General features: G+C 59.7%; 18 protein-coding genes, 1 tRNA gene and 1 pseudogene. 9 read left to right on the top strand and 11 right to left on the bottom strand.

The window, feature by feature from the left end; genetic code table 11:
• Positions 1-95 precede the first annotated feature (95 nt).
• On the bottom strand, positions 96-872 hold the full coding sequence (locus tag PH547_RS23275) for an SDR family oxidoreductase (RefSeq protein ID WP_285169562.1): 777 nt from the start codon (positions 870-872) through the stop codon (positions 96-98).
• 27 nt (positions 873-899) lie between these two features.
• Positions 900-1,853 (bottom strand): aldose 1-epimerase, encoded by a 954-nt coding sequence (locus PH547_RS23270; protein ID WP_348632695.1) that lies wholly within the window; start codon positions 1,851-1,853, stop codon positions 900-902.
• Positions 1,854-1,993: 140 nt separating this feature from the next.
• Here PH547_RS23270 and PH547_RS23265 point away from each other — a divergent pair, with 140 nt between their 5' ends.
• Entirely contained in the window at positions 1,994-2,719 is a 726-nt protein-coding gene (locus tag PH547_RS23265; protein ID WP_104825227.1) for a FadR/GntR family transcriptional regulator, read from the top strand.
• Between the two features lie 69 nt (positions 2,720-2,788).
• Positions 2,789-4,303 carry a mechanosensitive ion channel family protein gene (locus PH547_RS23260; protein WP_285169561.1) on the top strand — a complete coding sequence of 505 codons (1,515 nt, stop codon included), beginning with the start codon at positions 2,789-2,791 and terminating at the stop codon, positions 4,301-4,303.
• A 98-nt stretch (positions 4,304-4,401) separates the two neighbouring features.
• Here PH547_RS23260 and PH547_RS23255 read toward each other — a convergent pair whose 3' ends face one another.
• Positions 4,402-5,925, bottom strand: coding sequence for a S10 family peptidase (locus PH547_RS23255; RefSeq protein WP_104824440.1), 1,524 nt, complete (start codon positions 5,923-5,925; stop codon positions 4,402-4,404).
• Positions 5,926-6,138: 213 nt separating this feature from the next.
• Between PH547_RS23255 and PH547_RS23250 the strand changes: the two genes are divergently transcribed.
• Positions 6,139-6,870: a dienelactone hydrolase family protein gene (locus tag PH547_RS23250; protein ID WP_104824441.1), complete on the top strand. Its 732-nt coding sequence runs from the start codon at positions 6,139-6,141 to the stop codon at positions 6,868-6,870.
• 92 nt (positions 6,871-6,962) lie between these two features.
• Here PH547_RS23250 and PH547_RS23245 read toward each other — a convergent pair whose 3' ends face one another.
• Together PH547_RS23245 and PH547_RS23240 are read right to left on the bottom strand one after the other, a co-directional pair.
• The gene (locus PH547_RS23245) at positions 6,963-7,649 is read right to left on the bottom strand and encodes an isochorismatase family protein (RefSeq protein WP_104824442.1); all 687 of its coding nucleotides are present in this window, start codon (positions 7,647-7,649) and stop codon (positions 6,963-6,965) included.
• A gap of 152 nt (positions 7,650-7,801) precedes the next feature.
• Positions 7,802-8,284: a MarR family winged helix-turn-helix transcriptional regulator gene (locus tag PH547_RS23240; RefSeq protein ID WP_104824443.1), complete on the bottom strand. Its 483-nt coding sequence runs from the start codon at positions 8,282-8,284 to the stop codon at positions 7,802-7,804.
• Positions 8,285-8,360: 76 nt separating this feature from the next.
• Between PH547_RS23240 and PH547_RS23235 the strand changes: the two genes are divergently transcribed.
• Positions 8,361-9,221: a haloalkane dehalogenase gene (locus PH547_RS23235; protein ID WP_104824444.1), complete on the top strand. Its 861-nt coding sequence runs from the start codon at positions 8,361-8,363 to the stop codon at positions 9,219-9,221.
• A 45-nt stretch (positions 9,222-9,266) separates the two neighbouring features.
• On the opposite strand, the gene PH547_RS23230 is transcribed toward PH547_RS23235, so the two are convergent.
• The gene (locus tag PH547_RS23230; protein ID WP_104825228.1) at positions 9,267-10,307 is read right to left on the bottom strand and encodes an MBL fold metallo-hydrolase; all 1,041 of its coding nucleotides are present in this window, start codon (positions 10,305-10,307) and stop codon (positions 9,267-9,269) included.
• A 643-nt stretch (positions 10,308-10,950) separates the two neighbouring features.
• On the opposite strand from PH547_RS23230, the gene PH547_RS23225 reads away from it, so the two are divergent.
• The 5 genes and pseudogenes from PH547_RS23225 to PH547_RS23205 all read left to right on the top strand — a co-directional run bounded on the left by PH547_RS23225 (position 10,951) and on the right by PH547_RS23205 (position 17,616).
• The gene (locus tag PH547_RS23225) at positions 10,951-11,142 is read left to right on the top strand and encodes a hypothetical protein (protein WP_104824445.1); all 192 of its coding nucleotides are present in this window, start codon (positions 10,951-10,953) and stop codon (positions 11,140-11,142) included.
• A gap of 121 nt (positions 11,143-11,263) precedes the next feature.
• Positions 11,264-12,394 carry a calcium:cation antiporter gene (locus PH547_RS23220; RefSeq protein WP_285169560.1) on the top strand — a complete coding sequence of 377 codons (1,131 nt, stop codon included), beginning with the start codon at positions 11,264-11,266 and terminating at the stop codon, positions 12,392-12,394.
• Positions 12,395-12,426: 32 nt separating this feature from the next.
• A complete protein-coding gene (locus tag PH547_RS23215) occupies positions 12,427-12,984 on the top strand; it encodes a DedA family protein (RefSeq protein WP_104824447.1) in 558 nt (185 codons plus the stop codon).
• Positions 12,985-13,154: 170 nt separating this feature from the next.
• Positions 13,155-14,318 (top strand): annotated as a pseudogene (locus tag PH547_RS23210) (efflux RND transporter periplasmic adaptor subunit); the annotation flags it as partial.
• Positions 14,319-14,457: 139 nt separating this feature from the next.
• Positions 14,458-17,616: an efflux RND transporter permease subunit gene (locus PH547_RS23205; protein ID WP_285169559.1), complete on the top strand. Its 3,159-nt coding sequence runs from the start codon at positions 14,458-14,460 to the stop codon at positions 17,614-17,616.
• 199 nt (positions 17,617-17,815) lie between these two features.
• On the opposite strand, the gene PH547_RS23200 is transcribed toward PH547_RS23205, so the two are convergent.
• The 5 genes from PH547_RS23200 to PH547_RS23180 all read right to left on the bottom strand — a co-directional run bounded on the left by PH547_RS23200 (position 17,816) and on the right by PH547_RS23180 (position 21,896).
• Positions 17,816-18,145, bottom strand: coding sequence for a hypothetical protein (locus tag PH547_RS23200; RefSeq protein ID WP_104824450.1), 330 nt, complete (start codon positions 18,143-18,145; stop codon positions 17,816-17,818).
• Positions 18,142-18,930 carry a DUF2092 domain-containing protein gene (locus tag PH547_RS23195; protein WP_104824451.1) on the bottom strand — a complete coding sequence of 263 codons (789 nt, stop codon included), beginning with the start codon at positions 18,928-18,930 and terminating at the stop codon, positions 18,142-18,144. The genes PH547_RS23200 and PH547_RS23195 overlap by 4 nt, the downstream gene beginning before the upstream one ends.
• Before the next feature lie 234 nt (positions 18,931-19,164).
• Positions 19,165-19,971, bottom strand: coding sequence for a cysteine rich repeat-containing protein (locus PH547_RS23190; protein ID WP_245463901.1), 807 nt, complete (start codon positions 19,969-19,971; stop codon positions 19,165-19,167).
• A gap of 399 nt (positions 19,972-20,370) precedes the next feature.
• Positions 20,371-21,195, bottom strand: coding sequence for a hypothetical protein (locus PH547_RS23185; RefSeq protein ID WP_104824452.1), 825 nt, complete (start codon positions 21,193-21,195; stop codon positions 20,371-20,373).
• Between the two features lie 624 nt (positions 21,196-21,819).
• A tRNA-Met gene (locus PH547_RS23180) sits at positions 21,820-21,896 on the bottom strand.
• Positions 21,897-22,116 lie beyond the last annotated feature (220 nt).

The following is a 22,116-nucleotide window of genomic DNA, read 5'->3' as shown; positions in this document are numbered from 1 at the left end:
AATGACAGATGTAAGATGATAATCGTCATCTAAATATCAAGCTTTGTCCCAGGAGATGAGACGGCTGCGACCTTATGCACCGCAGCGTTTCGAAATCAAGGATGCTGCTGCACGCTGAGGCCACCGTCGATGGTCAGGCAGGTGGCATTCATGAAGGGACACTCGTCGGAAATCATGAAGACGGCGGCGAGCGCAATCTCCTCCGGTGTTGCGATCCGTCCGCCCGGATGCAGCCGCATCGTCTCCGCCTTGGCGGATTCGGGATCGGCAAAGCTGTTCCAATAGTCGATGACCTTCTGGGTCGCGACGTAGCCGGGCGCCAACGCGTTCACTCGGACACCCTTGGCCGCATATTCGAGCCCCAGCGATTTCGTCATGCCGAGCAGGGCATGCTTGGCGAGCGGATAGGGAAAAGTATGCGGGATAATGGTGAAGGCATGGGTGGAGGCAATGTTGAGGATCGCGCCGCCGCCCTCGGCGATGATGCCGGGCAACACCGCCTTGCAGCAATTCCAGGCACCCTTGAGATTGATGTCGAAGCAGCGCTGCCACTCTGCATCGGTCGTCGCCAGCGGTTCGGCAAAGACATTCACGCCGGCATTGTTGATCAACGCATTGAGCCGGCCGATCTCTCTGCTCGCCTGCGCAACGACAGCCTCGATCTTCGCGGCATCGGTAATGTCGGCCGCGGCATGGCCGAGCACTGCACCCGCGGCCTTCAGCGCTTCCGCCTCGCGAGCCAGCAATGCGCCATCCATATCGATAAGGAACAGGCCCGCGCCTTCCGCGGCACAAGCCTTGGCGATCGCCAGGCCGATGCCCTGTGCAGCGCCGGTGATCAGGATGCGCTTGCCGGAAAGTCGATTGGTCATGAGTGTCCTTCCTCGAACTGGGAACCGCTAGGCGATCGCTTCCGGACGTACCTGCAGGCTCACGGACATCGCCTCGCCCGGCTCCAACACGGTGAGATCGCCGAGGTCCGGCAGATTATGCCCGTTTGCCAGATGCGACATCGGTTCGAAACAGAAATAGTCGCGCTGAAAACCCGGATCAAAGCCGGCATCCGAAATGAAAATAAAATAATGCCTAAGTTGCTGATCCGCCATCAAATGCAGCCGCGTATCGTGTTCGGGCCAAACGATCTCCGCCACGCCATCCCACCCTTCGAAGCCGTTGTTGACCCAGCGATACGGCAATCCGCGCCCCGTCGCGAAATTCAGGTCGCCGGGAATATCAGCCGCCTCTCCCGGTAGCCAGCCCTCCACTTCCGTCCAGAACCGCCGCGCCGGCGCCTTCAGCGTCGTTGCCGATGTCATTGGGAAGTAGGGATGCCAACCCAGGCCGAAGGGAAGTGCCTCCGGTCCAAGGTTCCTGACGTGAAGATGCATGTCGAAACATCCGTCATGAATGGCGAAACGCTGCCGCGCCTCATAGGCATAGGGCGTACCATGGCCTGCATGCGAGAAGCCGATTTCCGCCTCGCTGCCGCTTTGGCTTAAAACAGCCCATTCCGACTGCCAGCCCTCGCCATGCAGATAATGAGGATCCCAAGGCGTATTGGGCTCGAAGACATAGTCCTTACCCCGGAAGGTAAAGCGATTGCCCTTCACCCTGTTGCCGAAGGGAACGAGCGGATAGCAACCGGAGGAGCGCGCATCGGCCTCATCCGAAGGCGCTTCACGCAGCAAAGGCAGACGCGCACCGTTCCTCTCCCACCAAAGGCCGAGCACGATGCCGCCGCGCGTGGAAAGCCGTGCGGTCAAGCCGCTATCCGTGAGCTCCACCACCGTCATCTGCAGCCTTTGTCCCCCGCGTGCATCGATGAACCCGGCATGGACGGTAGATTTCATCATATTTATTGTCAACATTGGTAGGATTTATATACAGTCTGCTTGGGATGGCCGCGCTCGGTGATTGCGGGAGGCGCAGAATGGGGAACAATCGGAGAGACGGTGCCGGCAGCGGCAAGACGGGGCGCAAATTGACCGCGGCTATGCCCGGGCTTTCGGAGGGCGGCAAGCGCGGCGTGCGCGAAGCGCTGCTGCAAAGCTTCATCGACAGGATCATCTCCGGCGAAATGGCCGAAGGGTCCACGCTGCCGAACGAAGCGGAACTGACCGAGCAATTCGGCGTCAGCCGCACCAGCCTGCGCGAAGCCATGCAATATCTAGCCGCCCTCGGCATGATCCGTTCGCGCACGCGAGCCGGCACCACCGTGCTTCCGCGGGAGAACTGGAACTATCTCGATCCGCTCGTGCTCGACGCCACCTTGCGGCTCGGCAATGACGACCGTTTTCACGCCTCGCTGATCGAGGCCCGTCAATTGCTGGAACCGGCCGCCGCTGCGCAGGCCGCCGCCAACGCCAATGCTCACCATCTCTTCCGCATATCGAAAGCTTTCGAGGAGATGGTGGAGGCCAATGCCCGCGACAACGAGGCCTGGAGCCGCGCGGATCTTGAATTTCATACCGCGATCATCCGCGCCAGCGGCAATTGGGTCTATCTGCAATTCGCCACCGCCATCCGCGCCGCACTGCTCGCCAGCTTCCGCCTGACCAACCGCGCCAGCCCGTCGCATGAACAGGCGATCGCCATGCACCAGGAGGTGCTGGAAGCCATTCGCATGCGCCGCCCGGACGATGCCCGCAGCGCCATGGAGCGCCTGATCGGCGTTGCCCGCAGCGAGATTTCGGATGCGTTGAGGAAAGCACGCGGTTAGCCGTATGGTGTTGCGGCTGAGTTCATGCCAATTTACCGCCCATCCGAAAGACTGAACGCGGTCGTTCTCATGTCCATTGCGCTCCTCGCCGATCCGATCGTCCAGTTCTGCATCTTGGTGGTCATAGGCACATTCATCAGCCGCTGCCTGCTTCGCCACCGGCGCGCCGGGAGGCTGATCGGACAGATCGCGTTTTTCATCAGCCTGACCGCGCTTCTGCTCTATCACGGCATCGTGCCCTACGAGCCGACCCCGCCGCAGGCGCAGGACACGGTGCAGCTTCGTATCTTTATCGGCTTCGCCAAGATCGTCTGGTGGGTCAACGGCGCCTGGGTGCTGGTCGCTTTCGTGCGCCTGTTCCTGATCTTCGAGCGCAAGCCGCGCGAAGCCCGGCTGCTGCAGGACCTAGTCGTTGGCGTCATCTATCTCGGCGCGGCTCTCTCCGTGATCGCCGATGTCTTCAGCGTACCCGTGGGCACACTGATCGCAACTTCCGGCGTCTTCGCCATCATTCTCGGTCTTGCGCTGCAGAGCACGCTGAGCGACGTCTTCTCCGGCATCGCGCTCAATCTCGGCAGGCCCTATTCCGTTGGCGATTGGGTGGTGCTCGACAATGACGTCCAGGGCCGTGTCGTCGAGACCAACTGGCGGGCCACGCATCTGCTGAGCGGCACCAACGACCTCGTCGTCATCCCGAACAGCGCCCTTGCCAAAAGTCGGATCACCAATCTCTCGAGCCCGGACGAAAGCCACGGCGTCACCATCACCGTCCGCGTCCAGCCGACCACGCAGCCGAAAGTCATCGCCGACGTCATGCGCAACGTGCTGATTAGTTGCAACACGATCCAGAAGACGCCCGAGCCCAGCGTGATGATCAATGCGATCGATGGACAGGCGGTCGAATTGCAACTCAATTTCCGTATCCGCGACATATCGCAGATGACGGCCGCCAAGAATGAGATCAACGACCTCATCTATCGCCATTCGAAAGCAGGCGGGCTGAAACTCGCAGGCCCACCCGACGCAGTCACCATGCCGTCGGAAACGCAGGCCGAGACGGGGAGCGCTGCCCAGCATCCAGGCACGCCATGGCGGCTGCTCAACAATATTCCGCTGTTCTCGTCGCTCACCGAGGACGAGAAGGAGCATCTGGCGTCGCATATGCAGCGCCGCACCTACCACAAGGACGCCGTCATCGCCGAACAGGATGCGCGGCTGCGCACGCTGACCATTGTGCGCTCAGGCGTCATAAGCATCACCCGCAAGGAGGCACAGCGCCAAATCGAATTGACGCGGCTCGCTCCCGGCGATTATTTCGGCGAAGGCGGCCTGCTGATGGGGGCCGGCGAAGTCGGCACCATTCGGGCGCTGACTTTCGTGGTGACCTACGAGATCGACGAGGATTGCCTGGCGCCTCTGCTGCACGACCGGCCCTCCATCGCGGAAGAGCTCGGGGCGATCATGTCGAAGCGCATCGAGGCCGAGCGCCATCTCTTCGGCCCCAGCGACATGTTGGTCAACGGCGCGCCGATCGGTTCTCTAACCTCACGCATCAAACATCTGTTTCAGCTACAGCATGACTAGAGCGGTTGTGCGCTTCCTGAAATCGCTGAACCGCCCTAGTCTTTTGTTTTTACGCAATTCCGGATGGAAAACCGCTGCGCACTTTTCCTGTAATTGCTCTAATTGGACTGCGCCGGAGGTATCGTCGCAGGCTGCGCCGTGAAAAACGCTTTGGCGTCTGCGGTGAATTGTTCGCGCGACGTTGGCCGCGTGTAGAACATATGCCCGCCACGATAGAGCTTCAGCGCCACGCGGTCGGCGAAGGCCGGCGGCAGATGATCGAGCACATATTTGTTGACGCCGAAGGGCACGATGAGGTCGCTATAGCCCTGCGCCACCAGGAGCCGGAAAGATGGGACGAGGGTCAGCATCTCCTTGATGTCATCTGTCCCGCTTGCATGCAGACGCGAGCCGCCATTGCGGTCGCCCCAGTTCCAATGCTCATTCACCGAGCTCGACAGCAGATTGTAGGTCATGTCCGTGCGGAAACCGAGTTCGTCGCGTGCATAGCTGGAGAAAGCGCCGCCATAGGCGCGCACGAAACCGTCGAGGACCGGATCGTCGCTGTGGCCGGCTTCCGATTCCGGATAGGGGTCCGGCGCCAGGAACGAAGCGTCGTAGGAACTGACGATATCGGCGCCGTCACCATCGGAATGTTTCTGATATACCCCGCCGAGAAAGCCCTGGTTCTTGGCCACCACATCTTCGGGAATGCCGGTCAGCTTGGCAACGCGCTCGTAGAAAGCGTGGCCGGCGTCGCCGGTCGGGGGCTTGCCTGCGAGGGTCGGCAGATATTCGTTCAACGCGAATTTTTCGGCGTCCGCTACCCCCTGCTCGTTGAAGGCATTTTTCCGCTCCAACTCGGCAGCGGCTAGCGACGGCAATTCGAGTGCCGCGCCAAGCGCAAGATCATTCGCTCCAAAGACGAGCCGCCCTTCGATCAGCGGAGACAGCATGACGATGCCGGAAATGAGGATGCCCTGATCCTGCCGCAGGCTGGTGGCGACTTTCGCCGCGCGCAGCCCGCCATAGCTTTCGCCGAGAATATATTTCGGCGAGGAAGCGCGCCCATTATGGGCGACATAAAGCGCAACGGCCTTGGCAAGGCTCTCGGCATCCCCGCGCATGTTGTAGAACTCGTTGGCGTCATCCGGCTTGACCGTCCGGCTCCAGCCGGTGCCGATCGGATCGATCAGGACGAGATCGGTAAAATTCAGCCAGCTATGGGGATTGTCGACGAGCTTGGCGTTGGCCCCGTCGCGCCCGCTGGGGCCGAAATCAACAATGCGTGGTCCGACCAATCCGAGACTGAGAAAGGCCGATGCAGCACCCGGGCCGCCGTTGAAGACGAAGGTGACCGGTCTGCCGTCGTCGCGGTTCTTGGCGACATAGGCGGTATAAAAGATCGCCGCGATGCGTTCGCCGTCCTGGCCGAAGAGATCGAGCGTGCCCGCCGTCGCCGTATAGGGAATGCTTTTGCCATCGGCATTCAGCACATGATCGCTGACCGCATCCGGCGGCAACAGCGAGAGAATGCCACCGCCGCCGCCAGAGCGGCCCTGTTCCGGCGGCGCGGCGAAGGCGAGCGTCGAGACGAGGGAAAAGACCAGCGCAAGGCTTGGAACGATCTGGCGAAAAGACATGGGTACGCATCCTCCATCGGCCCCGCGCATCGACGCCGTCGCTTCGAATTCTATTCCACCGACGGCGAAGGCGGGAACTCAAGAGATGTTGATCGCCGATCCGCCTGCCGCATCCCTTTGAAAGGAAAAGGTCATTGAGCGCCTTCCGGCCATTTGCCAAAGTGCCCCAGTCGGGGAAACGAACACTCGAACCAGACCGCAAGGAACTTGATGATGAAACAGGATATCGAAATCAACGCTGCCGATGGCGTCGCGAAAGCCGCCATCTTCCGCCCCGACAACGGCGTCTCCGCCGAGCGCGGCGTCATTTTCTACATGGATGCCATGGGCCCGCGCCAAGCGCTTTACGACATGGCGCAAAGGCTTGCTGATTCCGGCTATACCGTGCTGCTGCCCGACCTGTTCTATCGTTTCGGCGCCTATGGTCCGTTCAACGGCACGTCCTTCGGTGATCCGGCCTCGCGCGAAACAATCATGGGGATGGTGCGCGGCACGACGCAGGAGATGACCAAGCGCGACAGCGCCGCCTTTCTCGATGCGTTGATGGCAGCCGGCGCCACCGGACCGGTCGGCACCGTCGGCTATTGCATGGGCGGCGCCCGTGCGCTGACCGCAGCGGCCGCCTATTCTAACCGCATCGCCGCCGCCGCCACCTTCCACGGCGGCAATCTTGCCAGCGACGCGGAAGACAGCCCGCATCGTCTGGCCGCCGACATCAAGGCCCGCGTCTATATCGGCGTTGCTGGCGTCGACAACAGCTTCCCGCCGGAGCAATCCGCCCGCCTCGCCGAAGCGCTCCGCATAGGCGGGGTCGACCATATGATCGAGAACTATGTCGGCATGGCCCATGGCTGGACGGTGCCGGACCACGGTGTCCACGACGAGACCGGCGCCGAACGGCATTGGAAGCGCCTGTTGAACCTCTTTGCCGAGGCTTTGAACTAAAGACGCTGCAATGCAAAGGCACCCCGCTTCAGTCCCATCCGAAGCGGGGTGTTAGTTTGGGGTCTGTGGACCGGAATTGATCGGCCTACGTCTCAGAACTTGATCATGTCGATCTTGGTGAGCGTCGTCTTCTGCGAAACGCCGGGCGCATTGACCATGTGCCAGGCGACATATTGCTCGCCGTAGAGCGTGGTGGACGACATGCCGTCGACGGGAAGGATGATGTTCATGCCGTTCAGCGCCGCATCGGTTGCCGTATCGAGAACCGCGCCTTCGGAAGCCGTGCCGGTGACGATCACGGTCTTGATGCCCTTGTCGGCGAGGATGTTGCGGAGATTGGTGCCGATGAACTTGTCGGGGCCGGACTTGACGATCGGGTCGCTTGCCAGCGGCGCAAGATCCGTGGCGATATCCTGAGGTTCGCCCACGCCGGCCAAGCTATAGACGACGAACACACGCTTGGCGCGGGCCTCGTCGAGCATCGCCTTCACCTTCGGCACGGAGGCGAGGCAACGCGGTTTGGTGTTCTTGTTGCACGGCCCCTTGGTCGGGTCCTGCGCGCCATTGAAATCGAGGATCAACAGCGCCGTCGTCTTCGGATCCACCGTCACCGGCTTCAATTCCGGCGCTTCCGGCGGCTTTACCTTCTGCCAGTCGTCGATAATGGTCTGGGCGGACGCCGGCATCGCGCCGACGGGACCGATCGCCGCGCTCAAAGCAGCGAAGCCGACACCGAAAGCGAAGGCTGCCTTTTGCACCATGCTGCGGATATGTCTCATGAAATCGCTCTCCTGAACCCCATGGGTTCCATTGGCCGGACGCTGCAACCTAGATAGGTCAAACCTCGGAGATTGATAACGAAACTCTTTGTGATCCCGGCGTTACCGAACAGAAGATTAGAGACTTTGGGAACGCGGTTGAGACGACCGATTTAGGAGTCGGCCTGTTCCTCCGGCCCGATGGCGGTGTCGTCGCCGCTCTGCAGCTTGCCGAGCAGTCTTTGCAAGGCATGCTTGATTTGTTCGATCTCTTCCGACCCGGCGATCTCCGCCCAGCGTTCGTCGACCAGACGGCCCGTGGCCATGGCGATCGGCCGCACGCCCTTGCCGCGTTCGGTGAGGAAGACCAGCCGCCCACGCCGGTCGTTGGGATCCGGGCGGCGCTCGACATAACCCAGCCGTTCGAGCTCTTCGACCGCTTGCGTCATCGTCTGCTTACGCACGTGGGCGAGCTTGGTGAGTTCACTGACCTGGATGCCCTCCGGCCGGGCAAAGGTGAAGACGTTGGCATGTGGTGGGCGGATATCGCTGAATCCGGCTTCGTCCAGCGCAGCTTCGACCGCCTGCGTCCAGTGCTGGTGCACAAGGCGAAGCAAGAGGCCGAGTGGCGGATGGGAGGGAACGCATTTTTCCATAGGATATAGACAGGTACCTGACCATTATGTTAGATAGACAGGTACCTTACCATTTCTTCCAGAAAGAGGATACCCTATGCCCTCCATCGATGTGTTGAATTCGACGATATTCTATGAGGATGCAGGGAGCGGAACCTCTTTCGTCTTTCTCCACGGCAATCCCACCTCGTCGCATCTCTGGCGGCATATCTCTCCTAACATCGGTGAGCCCGCGCGCCGTCTCGCGCCCGATCTCATCGGCATGGGCCGCTCGGGCAAACCCGCTATACCCTACCGCTTCGCCGATCACGCCCGCTATCTCGACGCCTGGTTCGATGCGCTGGAACTCACAGGTGTCGTGCTGGTCGGCCACGACTGGGGCGGCGCGTTGGCCTTCGACTGGGCGGCCCGCAATCCCGAACGGGTGCGCGGCATCGCCTTCATGGAAACCATCGTCCGACCGATGAACTGGGATGATCTACCGAACGCACGCCCGCGTTATGAGGCGTTGCGCTCGACAGGCACCGGTGAGGCCAAGGTTCTCGACGAGAATTTCTTCATCGAGCAGGCGCTGCGGGCCACCATCCTCAACGGATTGAGCGACGAGGATCATGCCGTCTATCGCGCACCCTACCCCACTCGCGAAAGCCGCCGCCCCCTGCTCGAATGGCCCCGCGCGATGCCGATTGCAGGTGAGCCGGTCGATGTCGTCGCCCGGATCGAAGCCTACGACGCCTGGCTGGCGGTGAGCGCGGATGTCCCAAAGCTGCTTCTGACTTTCGACGGTCCGGCGGAGACCCTGTTGATCGGCGAGAGGATGACGGACTGGTGCCGGGCGAACATCGCCAATCTGGATATCGAAAAATGCGGCCCGGCCCGCCATGTCGCGCCGGAGGATCAACCCGAGGCAATTGCAGCCGCAATCTCCCGGTGGGCGGATCGGCGGAATCTTCGTTAGAAAGCCGGACGGAGCCGAGTGTAAGATGGTGGCGCCATCGCTGATTTACGGCGTGGCCACCGGCCCGTTCGCCTTTTTCCAGGCCGCGATGCCGCCCTCTATATGACAGGCGGTCGCCAGGCCCGCGTCCTGGGCCGCTTGTACGGCCATCGCCGACCGCTCGCCGAAGGCGCAATAGAATACGATCCGCTTGCCGGTGGCCTCTGCCAACTCATGCAGCATGCCTCCCGCGCTGATGTTTTCCAGCAAATCCGGATAGGGTGCATGCAGCGAGCCCGGGATCGTTCCATGCTTTTCACGCTCGCCCTTCTCGCGCAGGTCGACGATCGCGATGTCGGGACGACCGCGCAGCGCCAATGCTTCCGCCGCCGAAACGGCCCAGCCCTTGCGCGCGATCTCATCCTGATGAAAGCCGACATGAACATTGGCCGGCACAGCCACATCCATCATCTTCGGGTTGGGAAGTTTCAGATTGTTCATGAGGTCGGCATACTCGTCCGCCGACCGGACCTTGAGGCGCGGATTGAACAGCTTCTCCTCGCCGATGGTGGAAACAGTATCGCCCTTATAGTCGTGGGCGGGATAGACCAGCGTTTCGTCCGGCAATTTCAGAAGCTTGTTGAAGATCGAATCGTACTGCTGAAGCGGATTGCCGTTCTGGAAATCGGTGCGTCCGGTGCCGCGAATGAGAAGCGTATCGCCGGTAAACACACGGCCGCCCATGAGGAAGGAATAGGAATCGTCCGTGTGGCCCGGCGTATAAAGTACGTCGAGGCTCAAACCCTCGATCGCGACACGGTCGCCTTCCGTCACCCGCATGGAAACGACGTCGGCAAGGGTCTGCTCGCCCATCACGGTAATGCAATGGGTGCGGTCGCGCAGCGCACCCAATCCGGTGATATGGTCGGCATGCAAATGCGTATCCACGGCCTTGACCAGCTTAAGGTCGAGCTCCTCGACGAGCTGAAGATAGCGGTCAACCTTCTCGAGCACGGGATCGATGATGAGCGCCTCGCCGCCCCGCCGGCTGGCGATGAGATAGGTGTAGGTACCGGACACGCTGTCGAAGAGCTGGCGAAAGATCATCTGCGGCTCCCTTGCGCAAGTCTTGCCCCGGATCAAATCTTTTCCTTGGTATAGTTATTCTACATTTCAATAATTTAGGCAACGGCAAACCATGAGGGAGCTCTTCCCCTTGAATGCGCTGCGCCGATTCTTGGATTTTCTCTCGCAAGAACGCGCTTGACTTAAGAGAAGCCGAGGAAAACTTTGAGTAATATGGCCGGGACGCTCGTCGTTGAAGCGACCGGCACGATCGAATCGTAGCGATCGGCAAAAGAAAACCCCGCCACTTTGGGGGGATGGCGAGGTGCTAAAGAATTATGATGGCAACATCATAATAGTTCCATGCGCCTCTGCAACAAAAAAAGCGCCCACCTGCTAAGCGGTGACAGGCGGGCGTCAAATATTCAACGAATTGAAGTTAAACGATAATTAAATATCGTCAACAGCTAAATAAACTACACCTAAAACTTAACCCCCATCTGACGGCACACAGTATTATCCAACATATGGATGAAACGCATTGTGAACCGCCCAGAAAAAAGCCCCGCCCATCGGATGAGGCGGGGCAAAGCGGGGAAAGCTCCCTCAGATATGAGAAGGGAGCGCAGGCAATAAATCAGGACTATCCGAAGCGCACGAGGTCAGTTCTGACCAATGCGGTACGGTGCTGCAGGAAAAAGCAGATCTGTGGCAATCCAAGCCATACAATCGGGACATCACAGTGCTCCTTGCCCTTTTTGCGGAGAAGACAACTGCGGCGGCCAAGCCTATGTTCGATCACAACGCCGGCCACTTTTCCATCGTCCGGCTCGAACGCGCACTGGCCGATCTCGCCGAAAGCGGCAAACCCGTGTAGAATTTCGAACTCGGGCGATACGGTTCAGGCGGTTTTCGGGCGTCCGACAGCGCGGGTTGGGGGATATGATGACATTGGTTATCGCTTCGCAGCTACAGTTTTCTGCAAGGCCATCATTCCAATGACGGACAGTCTGGCATTTCGTCCTCACGAACTGACCCGCCTTTTCCGCGAGGAATGGTTTCTGGCGATCAGCATCCTGACCAGCCTGTTTATCATTAGCTTCGAAGGCGAGCTGTTTCAGCAATTGTCCAATCCTGTTTGGCTCGCATTCAGTTTCTTTGCACTTTTTGCTGCCGTGCTGGGTTCCGCCCTTTCCGTTGTCCGGCATGCTGACCATCTCGCGGAACGGCTTGGGGAGCCGTACGGCACATTGATCCTGACGCTCGCCATCACCTCGATCGAAGTGATGGCCATTTCCGCCGTCATGATCCACGGCGAGAACAACCCTACCCTCGCCCGTGATACGCTTTTTGCGGTGATCATGATCATCCTCAACGGCATGGTGGGACTATCGTTGCTATTCGGCGGCTGGCGCCGACCGGAGCAGTCCCATAACCTGCAGGGCGCCAACGCCTATCTCGGCCTTATCGTGCCATTGGCGACGCTCAGTCTCGTCATGCCGAGCTTCCTGTACGGTGCCGCCGGCCCGCACCCTTCCATGCCGAGACAGATGGTGCTCGGAATCATTTCCGTCGGCCTCTACAGCGTCTTCCTGATGCTTCAGGCGGGCCGCCATCACCATTTTTTTGCCGACGAGAGCGAGCCGCACGTTAAACCAGACCCTCGCCCTGGCCGAAGGGCGATATGGTTTCACACCGTTTTCCTGTTCGCCTATATGGGGCCGGTGGTGTTCCTGGTCGAAGAACTCGCCAAGCCGATCGACTACGTGATTGAAACATTGCGTGCGCCTGTCGCTTTCGGCGGCGTCGTCATGGCGGTGCTGGTTGCCACGCCGGAAGCCATCAGCGCTGTGCGCGCGGCCGCCGCCAACCACTTGCAGCGTTCGATCAATATCTTCTTGGGTTCGGTTCTCTCAACAATCGGGATAACCGTGCCCGCCATGCTCATCGTCAGCTATCTCTTTGCACATCCTGTCACGCTGGGACTTGAAGGCGGCGATCTCGTGATGCTCATCCTGACGCTCGCCGTCAGTATCATTACCTTCGCCAGCGGCCGGACCCATGTGATGCAGGGTGCCGTTCACCTTGTCCTTTTCCTGTGTTACGTACTGCTCATCTTTCAGCGGTAAGGTTCACATCGTCCCGGTCCGGAGCCCCCGACATGACCATCGAGCTTCTGATCGCGAGATATGGCCTTCTGGCGGTCTTTCTGGGCGCTGCCATCGAGGGCGAAACCATGGTGATCCTCGGCGGCGTGTTTTCGCATCGTCACCTCATGACCTATTGGAATGCGGCGGCCGCTGCCTGCGCCGGTTCCTTCATCGCCGATCAGACGCTCTTTTTCATCGGCCGCTATGCCCGGCACTATCCGCGCGTCCAGAAAATCATCGAGAAACCGGCGTTCGCACGCGTCACGCAGCTTCTGGAGCGCCATCCCACCGGCTTCATCTTCGCTTTCCGCTTTATCTATGGCTTTCGGGCAATCAGTCCGGTCGCCATCGGGATGTCCGGCGTTTCAGCGATAAAGTTCGTCTTGATCAACGCTGCCGCAGCCCTGGTCTGGGGATCGCTCTTCACCGGGATAGGCTATTTGTTCGGACAGGGTATCGAGCAGACGTTCGGTCATCTGCCGCTCCATCACCACGTCCTGATTGCAGCCGGGATTATTATTGTCCTGCTTCTTGTCATGATGACATTCCGAAAAAGCCGGCCTGCGTAGTCACGTCAGCCTTCGCCGGGGCGGCGCATATGAATTGCAGGCACGGGACTATTGCAATTTTTAGCAATGGCGCTTCATAGTGTCACATGCCTTAATCCATCGACGCCGCATGGTTGCCGACGAGGCGCGCATGAAGACTGGAACTCGCAGCTTATTGGGGGGTGTCAGGAATGCGTGGGGGATTTTCTCAAGGTCTACAATTTTACATCGTGCTCCTGTGCACGATTTCTCTTCAAGCATGCGACGGAAGCAACAACACCTATGTTGCCCCGCCACCGCCCAAGGTGCGCATAGCGTTACCTTTGCAGCACACCGTCACCCGATATTTCGAGCTCACGGGCAACACCGCGGCGATCAATTCCGTCGACATAGAGGCCCGCGTACAGGGCCTCATCGAGTCGATCGACTATCGGGATGGTATGCCGGTCAAGAAGGATACACAGCTCTTCGGCATCCAAAGCAACACGTACGAAGCCCAGGTCGATCAGGCGCAGGCGACACTCGCCTCCGCTCAGGCATCGCAGGTCGGCGCCGATCAGGAATATCAGCGGCAGCTCAATCTGAGCAAGCAGAAGGTTACGACCCAGACGGCCGTCGACAGCGCCAAGGCGACGCTTGATCAGGCGAACGCGACCATCCTAAATGCCCAGGCCAGTCTCGAGCTTGCGAAGATCAATCTCGGATATACGAAGGTGTTGGCGCCCTTTGACGGCACCGTAACCGCCCATCTCGTCGATGTCGGCGCTCTCGTCGGCGTATCCGGCCCGACCAAGCTGGCGACTATCGTCCAGACGGATCCGCTCTACGTCAATTTCAATGTCAGCGAGCCGCAGGTGCTGATGATCAAGCAGGAGATGGCAAAGCAAGGACACACGTTCCGGCAAACCGATCTTCCGACCATTCCCTTTGAAATCGGCCTGCAGGATGCGACCGACTATCCCTTCAAGGGTCATCTCGACTACGCCTCGCCGCAGGTCGATGCATCAACCGGAACACTGTCCGTGCGAGGCATCGTCGACAACAAGGAGCACGCGCTTCTGCCGGGTCTTTTCGTACGTGTGCGCGTGCCTGTCGGGCATGAGGACAAGGCGCTGCTGGTGCGCGACGATGCCATCGGCACCAACCAGCAGGGCAGCTACGTGCTGGTCATCGGAAAAGATGACGCCGTTGAGCAGAAGCTGGTGAAAACCGGCCAGCGCGAAGGGGCTCTGCGCGTCATCGAATCCGGGCTCGACGCCAACGATTGGGTAGTGACGGAAGGCATTCAACAGGCCATCCCCGGCAGCAAGGTCGCGCCGGAGAAAGTCGCGCTGGACGCCGCCGCGACGGCTAGCGCGTCGAACAATGTTGCGCCCGCAATCGATTCAACCAAACCCGATGCACCTAAGTCTGATGCGGCCAAGTCTGATACGGCCAAATCCGACACGCCATGAACTTGCTTTCGTTCCCACGCCAAGATCCGAGGAGGACAGCATGATCTCGCGCTTCTTCATCGAGCGGCCGGTGCTCGCGAATGTTCTGGCGCTTGTCTTCGTCCTCATCGGCGCGGTCGCGCTCTTCCAATTGCCGGTCGCGCAATATCCGAATGTTGTCCCGCCGACGGTACAGGTGACGACGCGTTATCCCGGCGCGAGCGCGAAAACCCTCATCGACACAGTTGCATTGCCGATCGAACAGCAGGTCAACGGCGTGCAGAACATGCTCTACATGCAGTCGACGAGCGCCAGCGACGGCACCTATTCCCTGACGGTGACCTTCGCGATCGGCACCAATCCTGATCAGGCGCAGGTCCTCGTGCAGAACCGTGTCGCCATCGCCATGCCGTCGCTGCCGCAGGCCGTTCAGGAGCAGGGCGTCACGACACAGAAGAAATCGACGTCTATCCTCGAATTTGTCACCCTCACCTCGCCGGACAGCCGGTATGACAGCCTTTTCCTGTCCAATTACGCCGTCATCAACCTGCAGAACGAATTGGCCCGCCTGCCCGGTGTCGGCAATGTCTCGGTATTTGGCGCCGGCCAGTATGCCATGCGCATCTGGATGGATCCGGACCTGCTGCAGGCGCGCGGTCTGACGCCGCAGGACATCATCAATGTCGTACAACAGCAGAGCCAGGAAGTAACGGCCGGTCAGGTGGGCATACCGCCCGTGCCGCCCGGCCAGAATTTCCAGTATACGCTCAACGTCAGCGGGCGGCTGAACGACGCCGTCGACTTTGAGAACATCATCGTCAAGGTCGATCAGCAGAATGGCGGACGCATCACGCGCATTCGCGACATCGGCCGCGTCGAGCTCGGCGCCCAGACTTACAGCCAGTCCTTCATGCAGAACGGGCGGCCTGCAACCGGCATCGGCATTTTCCAATTGCCGGAAGCCAACGCCATTACCGTCGCGACGGACGTCGCCGCGAAGATGGCGCAACTCTCGAAGAGCTTCCCGCCGGGCCTTGCGTACCAGGTTCCGTTCGACACGACCAAATTCGTGACGGCGTCGATCGACGAGGTCTACGTGACGCTGGTGGAGGCCGGCGTCCTGGTGCTCATCGTGATTCTCGTCTTTCTGCAGGATTGGCGCGCAATGCTCGTGCCGGCGACGACCGTTCCGGTGACGATCATCGGCGCCTTCGCAGCGATGGCGGCGCTCGGTTTCACCGTCAATCTCTCGACGCTGTTTGCCATCGTTCTTGCCATCGGCATCGTCGTCGACGACGCCATCGTCATCGTAGAGGGTGTCACCCGTCACGTCGAGGCAGGAATGCCGGGCAGACTGGCCGCCGAAAAGGCGATGGACGAGCTGTTCGGTCCCGTCATCGGCATCACGCTCGTCCTGATGGCGGTGTTCATCCCGGCAGCCTTCCTCCCCGGTCTGACGGGACAGCTCTACAAGCAATTCGCACTCGTCATTGCGGCGACCGCATTGATCAGCGCCATCAACGCCATGACGCTCAAGCCGACGCAATGTGCACTCTGGCTGCGCCCGCCGGTACCGCCTGAGAGACGCAACTTCTTCTATCGCGGCTTCAATAAGGTCTACGACAGGGCGGAGCATGCCTATGCCAGGCTTATCGGCGGCATGGTTCATCATAGTGGCATCGCGGTCCTAGTTGCCTTGGCATTGATCGGCGTCGCCGTGTGGGGGCTGACACGCCTGCCGACCGCCTTCCTGCCGGTAGAGGATCAGGGCTATGTGCTGGTCAACGCCCAGCTTCCAGATGGCGCCTCCAAGGAGCGGACCGATGCGGTCATGGAACAGGTCGGCAAGATTGCGCAACAGACGCCCGGCGTCGACCAGGTGCTGACCATCAGCGGCATCTCCGTCCTCGACAATAACGCCAGCCTGCCGAATGCCGGCGTCGCTTATGTCGTGCTCAAGGATTGGGGTATCCGCGGCAAGGAAAAGGGACAGGACCTGCTGTCGATCTACGAACATTTGAACGGCGCCCTGCGGGATATATTGGCGGCAAAGACGCTGGTGATCGTGCCTCCACCGATCCAGGGCATCGGCAATGCCAATGGCTTTACCATGCAGGTCGAGATCAGGAACGGGAATTTCGATTATCCGCTGCTGCAGGGTCTGGCCGACACCATCGTCAAGAACGGCAATGCGCAGTCGGCGCTGCAGCGGCTGAGCACATCCTTCCGCGCCGACGTTCCCCAGCTCTCCGTTTCCGTCGACCGCATCAAGGCGGAGACGCTCGGCGTGACCGTCGGACAGGTCTTCTCGGCGCTTTCGGGCTACGTGGGATCAAGCTACGTGACGCAGTTCAACAAATTCGGGCGAACCTTCCAGGTCTACGTGCAGGCATCGCCCGATTTTCGGATTCGCCCCGACGACATCCGCAACCTGAAGGTCAAGGCCGGCGACGGCACCATGGTGCCGCTCGGCACGGTGGTCGATATCACCAGCGAGCAAGGCCCATCCCTCATCAGCCTCTATAACCTCTATCCGACCGCCACGATCGTCGGCGGAGCTTCCAGAGGCTTCAGTTCCGGGCAGGCACTCGATGTCATGGAACAGATAGCCGACCGCACGCTGTCACCCGGAACGGGCTTCGAATGGACGGCTCTGTCCTATCAGGAAAAGATTGTCGGCGGTCAGATCTATTTCATCTTCGCCCTTGCCATGCTTCTCGTCTATTTCGTGCTCGCCGGCCAATATGAAAGCTGGATCCTGCCCTTGGCCGTATTGCTGGCGGTGCCGCTCGCCCTGCTTGGAACGGTGGGAGCGCTAAGCGCTGTGGGCGTCGCCAATAATCTCTACACCCAGATCGGGCTTATCCTGCTGATCGCGCTTGCCTCGAAAAACGCTATTCTCATTGTCGAATACGCGCGGGAGAAACGGGAACAAGGCATGGAAATTCTCGACGCCGCGGTCGAGGCGGCGCGCCTGCGCTTCAGGCCGATCCTGATGACATCCTTCGCCTTTATCCTCGGTGTCGTGCCGCTCGTGCTGGCGACGGGAGCCGGCGCATCCGCCCGCAAGTCGATCGGCATATCCGTCTTCAGCGGGATGATCGCCTCGACTTGCCTCGCCGTACTCTTCGTTCCCTCGTTCTACGTCGTGTTGCAACGCATCGAGGAATATAGAAAACGCCGAACGGTCGCGCAGCCGGTTTCGCAAGCCGCGGACTAAAGCGCATCGCGATCTCTGGGATTCGCTCCTTGCGCTTTAGGTCTTTGATTGTGCGCATGTCGTTATCGCAAAACCGCCGCACACTTTGCGCGACATGCTTTAAGAGCAAGTATGGCGCCCAAGCCATATTCGAGGGCGCCATCCGATCTAAACTCACTTCCTTGCCACGGACGACCAGTTGGCGCGCGGGATTTTGCCCCTATTGCACGACGACCCTGACATAGACGTTGCCGCTCTTGGCATAGTAGCCGGATCCGCAGCGATAGTAATAGCCGCCATAATAGGCCCCATAGACGCAGCCCGCCGGTAGAACGGCGATACCAGCCGTCGTTCCCACGACCACGCGGCGCGTCGTTCTGCGGGCGACGCCCGCATAGGAAAGCGGGGTCAGGGGCCGGCCGATGATGGCACCGGCCGGCGTGGCGAAATCTATCGACAGCGGTATCACCCCGCCCGGCTCGACATTGACATCGGCGAAAAGGAAAGCGCCGGCCAAACCTGCGGCCACCAATAATCTCGGATATCTCATTTGCCTTCTCCCGCATCGGTAGGCGCGGGAAGCTCATCGAGCGACTGGAGTTCGCTAAGATCGACCTTCTTCGCGCTGGTCGGAATATCGATATTGTAGGAAACCTTGGCCACATCGGCGCCGCTCTTGAAGTCGCTGATCTCCAACGTGTATTGCGGTGCCTGACCGACATGCTTGCTGGTGATGACGTAGCGCCGCGGTATCGGTTGCGCTCCGGCCTGTATCCAGATCTGCCAGTCGATTTCAGGCGTGCGGAAGGTGAGATATTCACATTCGACGCCGTCGACGAAAGCGCTGGAAATATGTTTGGCGACAGTCACATCCGACATCATCAGATCGTAGACATTCGTCGACAGCAGGTCTGCACCCGGCGCCTCGACACCGGCACCCACCAGCCGCTCAAGCAGCTCGTCCACAGACCCCTTGGCGTCGATCTTGGCATAGGCGTCGAGGTTCTTGCCATGGACGGTCAGGGTCGAGCCATCGAAGCTCACATCCACATCGGCAAACCCGCCTGTCCTTGTGATCCTGAGCTTGTCGGGACGCGTGAGGCTGGCCGTGCCGGAACTGACGAATTGCAGCTTCTCGAAATCCGGTGTCACTGCCTCGAGCGCGGATTGATAGTGAAACGACATCGTCTTCTGCGCCGCCAGATAATCAGACATGGCTTTCAGAATATCCTTCGCATCATCCGCCAACGCCGCCGTGGGGAAGACGCAGCAGACGCCGACAGAACCGAAAATCAGCAGTCGTTTGAATGTCTGAACGTACGAAATCGATGACATGGCAACACCTTTCGTTCGGGCCATCGTTGATCCACCGAATGTGCAGGCTGCCGGTTGCGGCAGGCCCGTATCGCTCAAGTTCCATGAAATGTCGGTCTTCGACCTCTGAAGACCATGGACCGCGGCTGTTCCGCTGCCCGCCCGCCACAGAATCCGCTCTTTTGATCCCAAACATCCTCTCCGCCTGAAGATGAATTCACCTCAAGCGGGACGCTCTAAGAGAGAGGCAGCATCCTATAACCCGCTGATCAATACCTTCTGGCACGTGGGAGACAGCCGTTGCATGTTGTTCCGCAGGCATGCAATGCCTCTGCCTCCGCCGAGCGGCACGGAACGGCAAAAGGCGCGGAAATCCGGGCCGCACGTCCGACGCAGGACGATCAATTCTTCGCGCGGCGTGAAAGATGGCATTGGCATGCCCGCACCGGGCATCGCCGCCGCGCCGCCGCCTGCTGCCGGCGCCTGGGCGCCACCGGCAGGCGCCGAAGCGCCTCCTCCCAAAGCCGCAACCGCCTGCTGGCAGGATGGGGAAAGAGTCGCACTGTGCTGGCGCAGACAGGCTAGCGCCTGGGAGCCACCCGGCGTCACACCCGAACATTGGGCCATGAAATCGGAACGACAGGCCGATTTGACCGCATTGCGCTGTGCCTGCGTCGGCTGGGACGTTTGCGTTCCGGTCGTCGCTGCGCCGGATTGTGCCGGCGCCGTTGCCGGCGTCTCGGCGGGCGCAACGGCACTAGACTTCTTTTTGGTCGTGTCCACCGCCGATACGGCACTCCGGCAGGCGGGAGAGAGCGTCGCGCTATGCTGTTGCAGGCAGGTCAGCGCTTCGATGCCGCCCGGCGTCACGCCTGAACATTGCGCTATGAAATCGGAGCGGCAGGCCGATTTGATGGCATTGCGTTGCGCATCGGTCGGCTGTTGCGCATGAACCGCGCCGGCAGCAACGCAGAACACGAAAGCGCAAGACGCGACATATGCCGACAGGCGATATTGCCATCCACGCGGGACGGCCGCGAGAAAAGACGCAGATTTGCCCATTGTTTCCCCCACAAAAGAAAAACTTTCGCGTTTGTCGCAGAAACCTGTGGCCGAAGTAACAAGATCGAAAAAGAGATGAAACGGAAGCTACGTGCGGCCGATATGCGGAGGCATCGCGACTACTCCTAAGTTACCATACCAGAGATGTTCGCGAAGAGGTAGTCTAGCAACCCATAATCCTTTGGCGGTAGCTTCGTCCCTTGTTCAAGGAAAGCTTCGAAAGCTATGACAGTTCTTCCCGCTTGCGCCGGCATCAACGGGTTGATGGATAGTCTAGAAACGCCGCAACCCTAAACAAAGGCCGCCCTGCCCCAGCAACCGAGCAGTTGATAGTCATTCGCAAGTATTTTCGGGCAGTTCAGTAGACGAAGCATCTTCAGTGTTCTTGGGAACGGTTGATTACCTCCACCAGTCTTCCCGCCTTCGCCATGTCAAATCGCTCTTGCGACTTTTGCCTGCCGCTTTCCTGTCGCCCTTCAGATGATCCATGTAGCCACCAAGGACACTGTTGATGAAAACATGAGATTTTGCGCGGTTCGAACCCAGCAGCTTAAATCTTGCTTCCCTGTCCTGCTCCATTTGTTGAGCGATCTTCCAAAAGATAAAGCTATCGTGGCTTTCCTTCATCGCCAGAAAATACCCTGATGTATAGATGCGTTCGAAGCGGTCCGCGAAGGTCAATATTTCCCGATGATGCAGGTTGTAACCCACCCAGCCGCATTCGGGATACATTCGACGATTTAAGTAAGCGGCGAGTTGGTCCCCTCTCGGTGCAATTCTGTCGACCAGGCTGCGCGGAACATCCCTATGGGTAACCGTATCCGCATCGAGCCATATCAACTGGTCGGCCGTCGTCCGGTATCGCCGGATCGCATCGGTGACAGCGAAAACCTTGTTGGAAAAGCGTACGGCATCCCACCGGTAATCACGTTGCAAACTGGACCTGGATAAACAAATTCCGTTGGCTAGCGGATTGTCGGCGAAGGCCTGGCGAAATTCGAGCAGGCGCGGGAGAGCTTCACCGTGGTCCAAGATCTGAAGCCTGCGATCTTTCTCCTCAACATCGACGTCCTCTGCGTAGACCAAAAGCCCGATGTCCTCCGGCCAGTGCTTGAGAAAGGTCTCGATGCATCTTTTCCCATAGTCGCGGTAACCCTTCTCGTGAAAAGTTGTCACAACAACATGCCTTAGCTGTTCTTGCCGCCACGGATTTGGGAAAAACATCGGCAATCAGGCTCCGTAACGAATGTTTTTGTCAGTCAGAATTGACTAAAGCGGTGTGAGCGGTGCCCGCTCTGAAAAGAGCCTCGATATCTAGACGATTGCCGACAGTCGGGGATGTCCGAATGTTTCCGCGCAATGACATTTGTGAGAAATCTTGTTTCCAGATCTGGCGATGTGCACCAGGTGAACGGCGGCTTCGGCCGGATGCCATGGCGCCGGGCACGGATGCTAGCCCTTCCATCCGGCTCACAACTTTCCTGAACAATGACAAGCCCTCGGCCATCGACGAACGGCGGCGCTCTCGACCTGAAAGCACCTCTGTCTTGGGATTGTGACGGATGAGGTTGTCTGGTTCCCGTCGAGACATCAAGCGAGAAGCTGGTCGAAGCCGCGCAAAAGGAACATCGCTGGGCGCTTGCTCCCGAGGGCCGTGCATGGTTGCGATCCTGCACTTGCCAACAAGCTTGCCCCTATTGTTTGGCCACGCTCGCAAGCCGTGGTGTCTATAAAGCTCCTGCCGGGACGGCAAAACCGCTCAGCTTGGTCAGCCGGCGGCGGCGGCGCCACGATCGCGTAGTGCAGCTTGAGTTTTAGCGGCAGCGCTAGGAATGTTATGTGGGAAGTTGGTTGCGGGGGCAGGATTTGAACCTGCGGCCTTCAGGTTATGAGCCTGACGAGCTACCGGGCTGCTCCACCCCGCGCTATCCGAGCAAACCGCGTTGCGGTTTGTCCGCCCTGAGCGAACCGTTGGGGTTCGTCGGAGCTTGAGCAAGCCGCGTTGCGGCTTGCGTGATCCGGGCAAATCCGAAGGATTTGTCCCGTGTTCCCGTGGCACCTTATTTCGGAGCCGGGCGTATAACTGTATGCCTTTAGAAGCGACAAAGGCCGCTTTTGAGCGGCCTATTGTAACACGGCTTAGCC

Source organism: Rhizobium cerradonense (assembly GCF_030182455.1).
Classification (GTDB): Bacteria; Pseudomonadota; Alphaproteobacteria; order Rhizobiales; family Rhizobiaceae; genus Rhizobium.
Note: the sequence above shows the minus strand (reverse complement) of the source record. Positions and strands in the feature narration are given on the sequence as shown.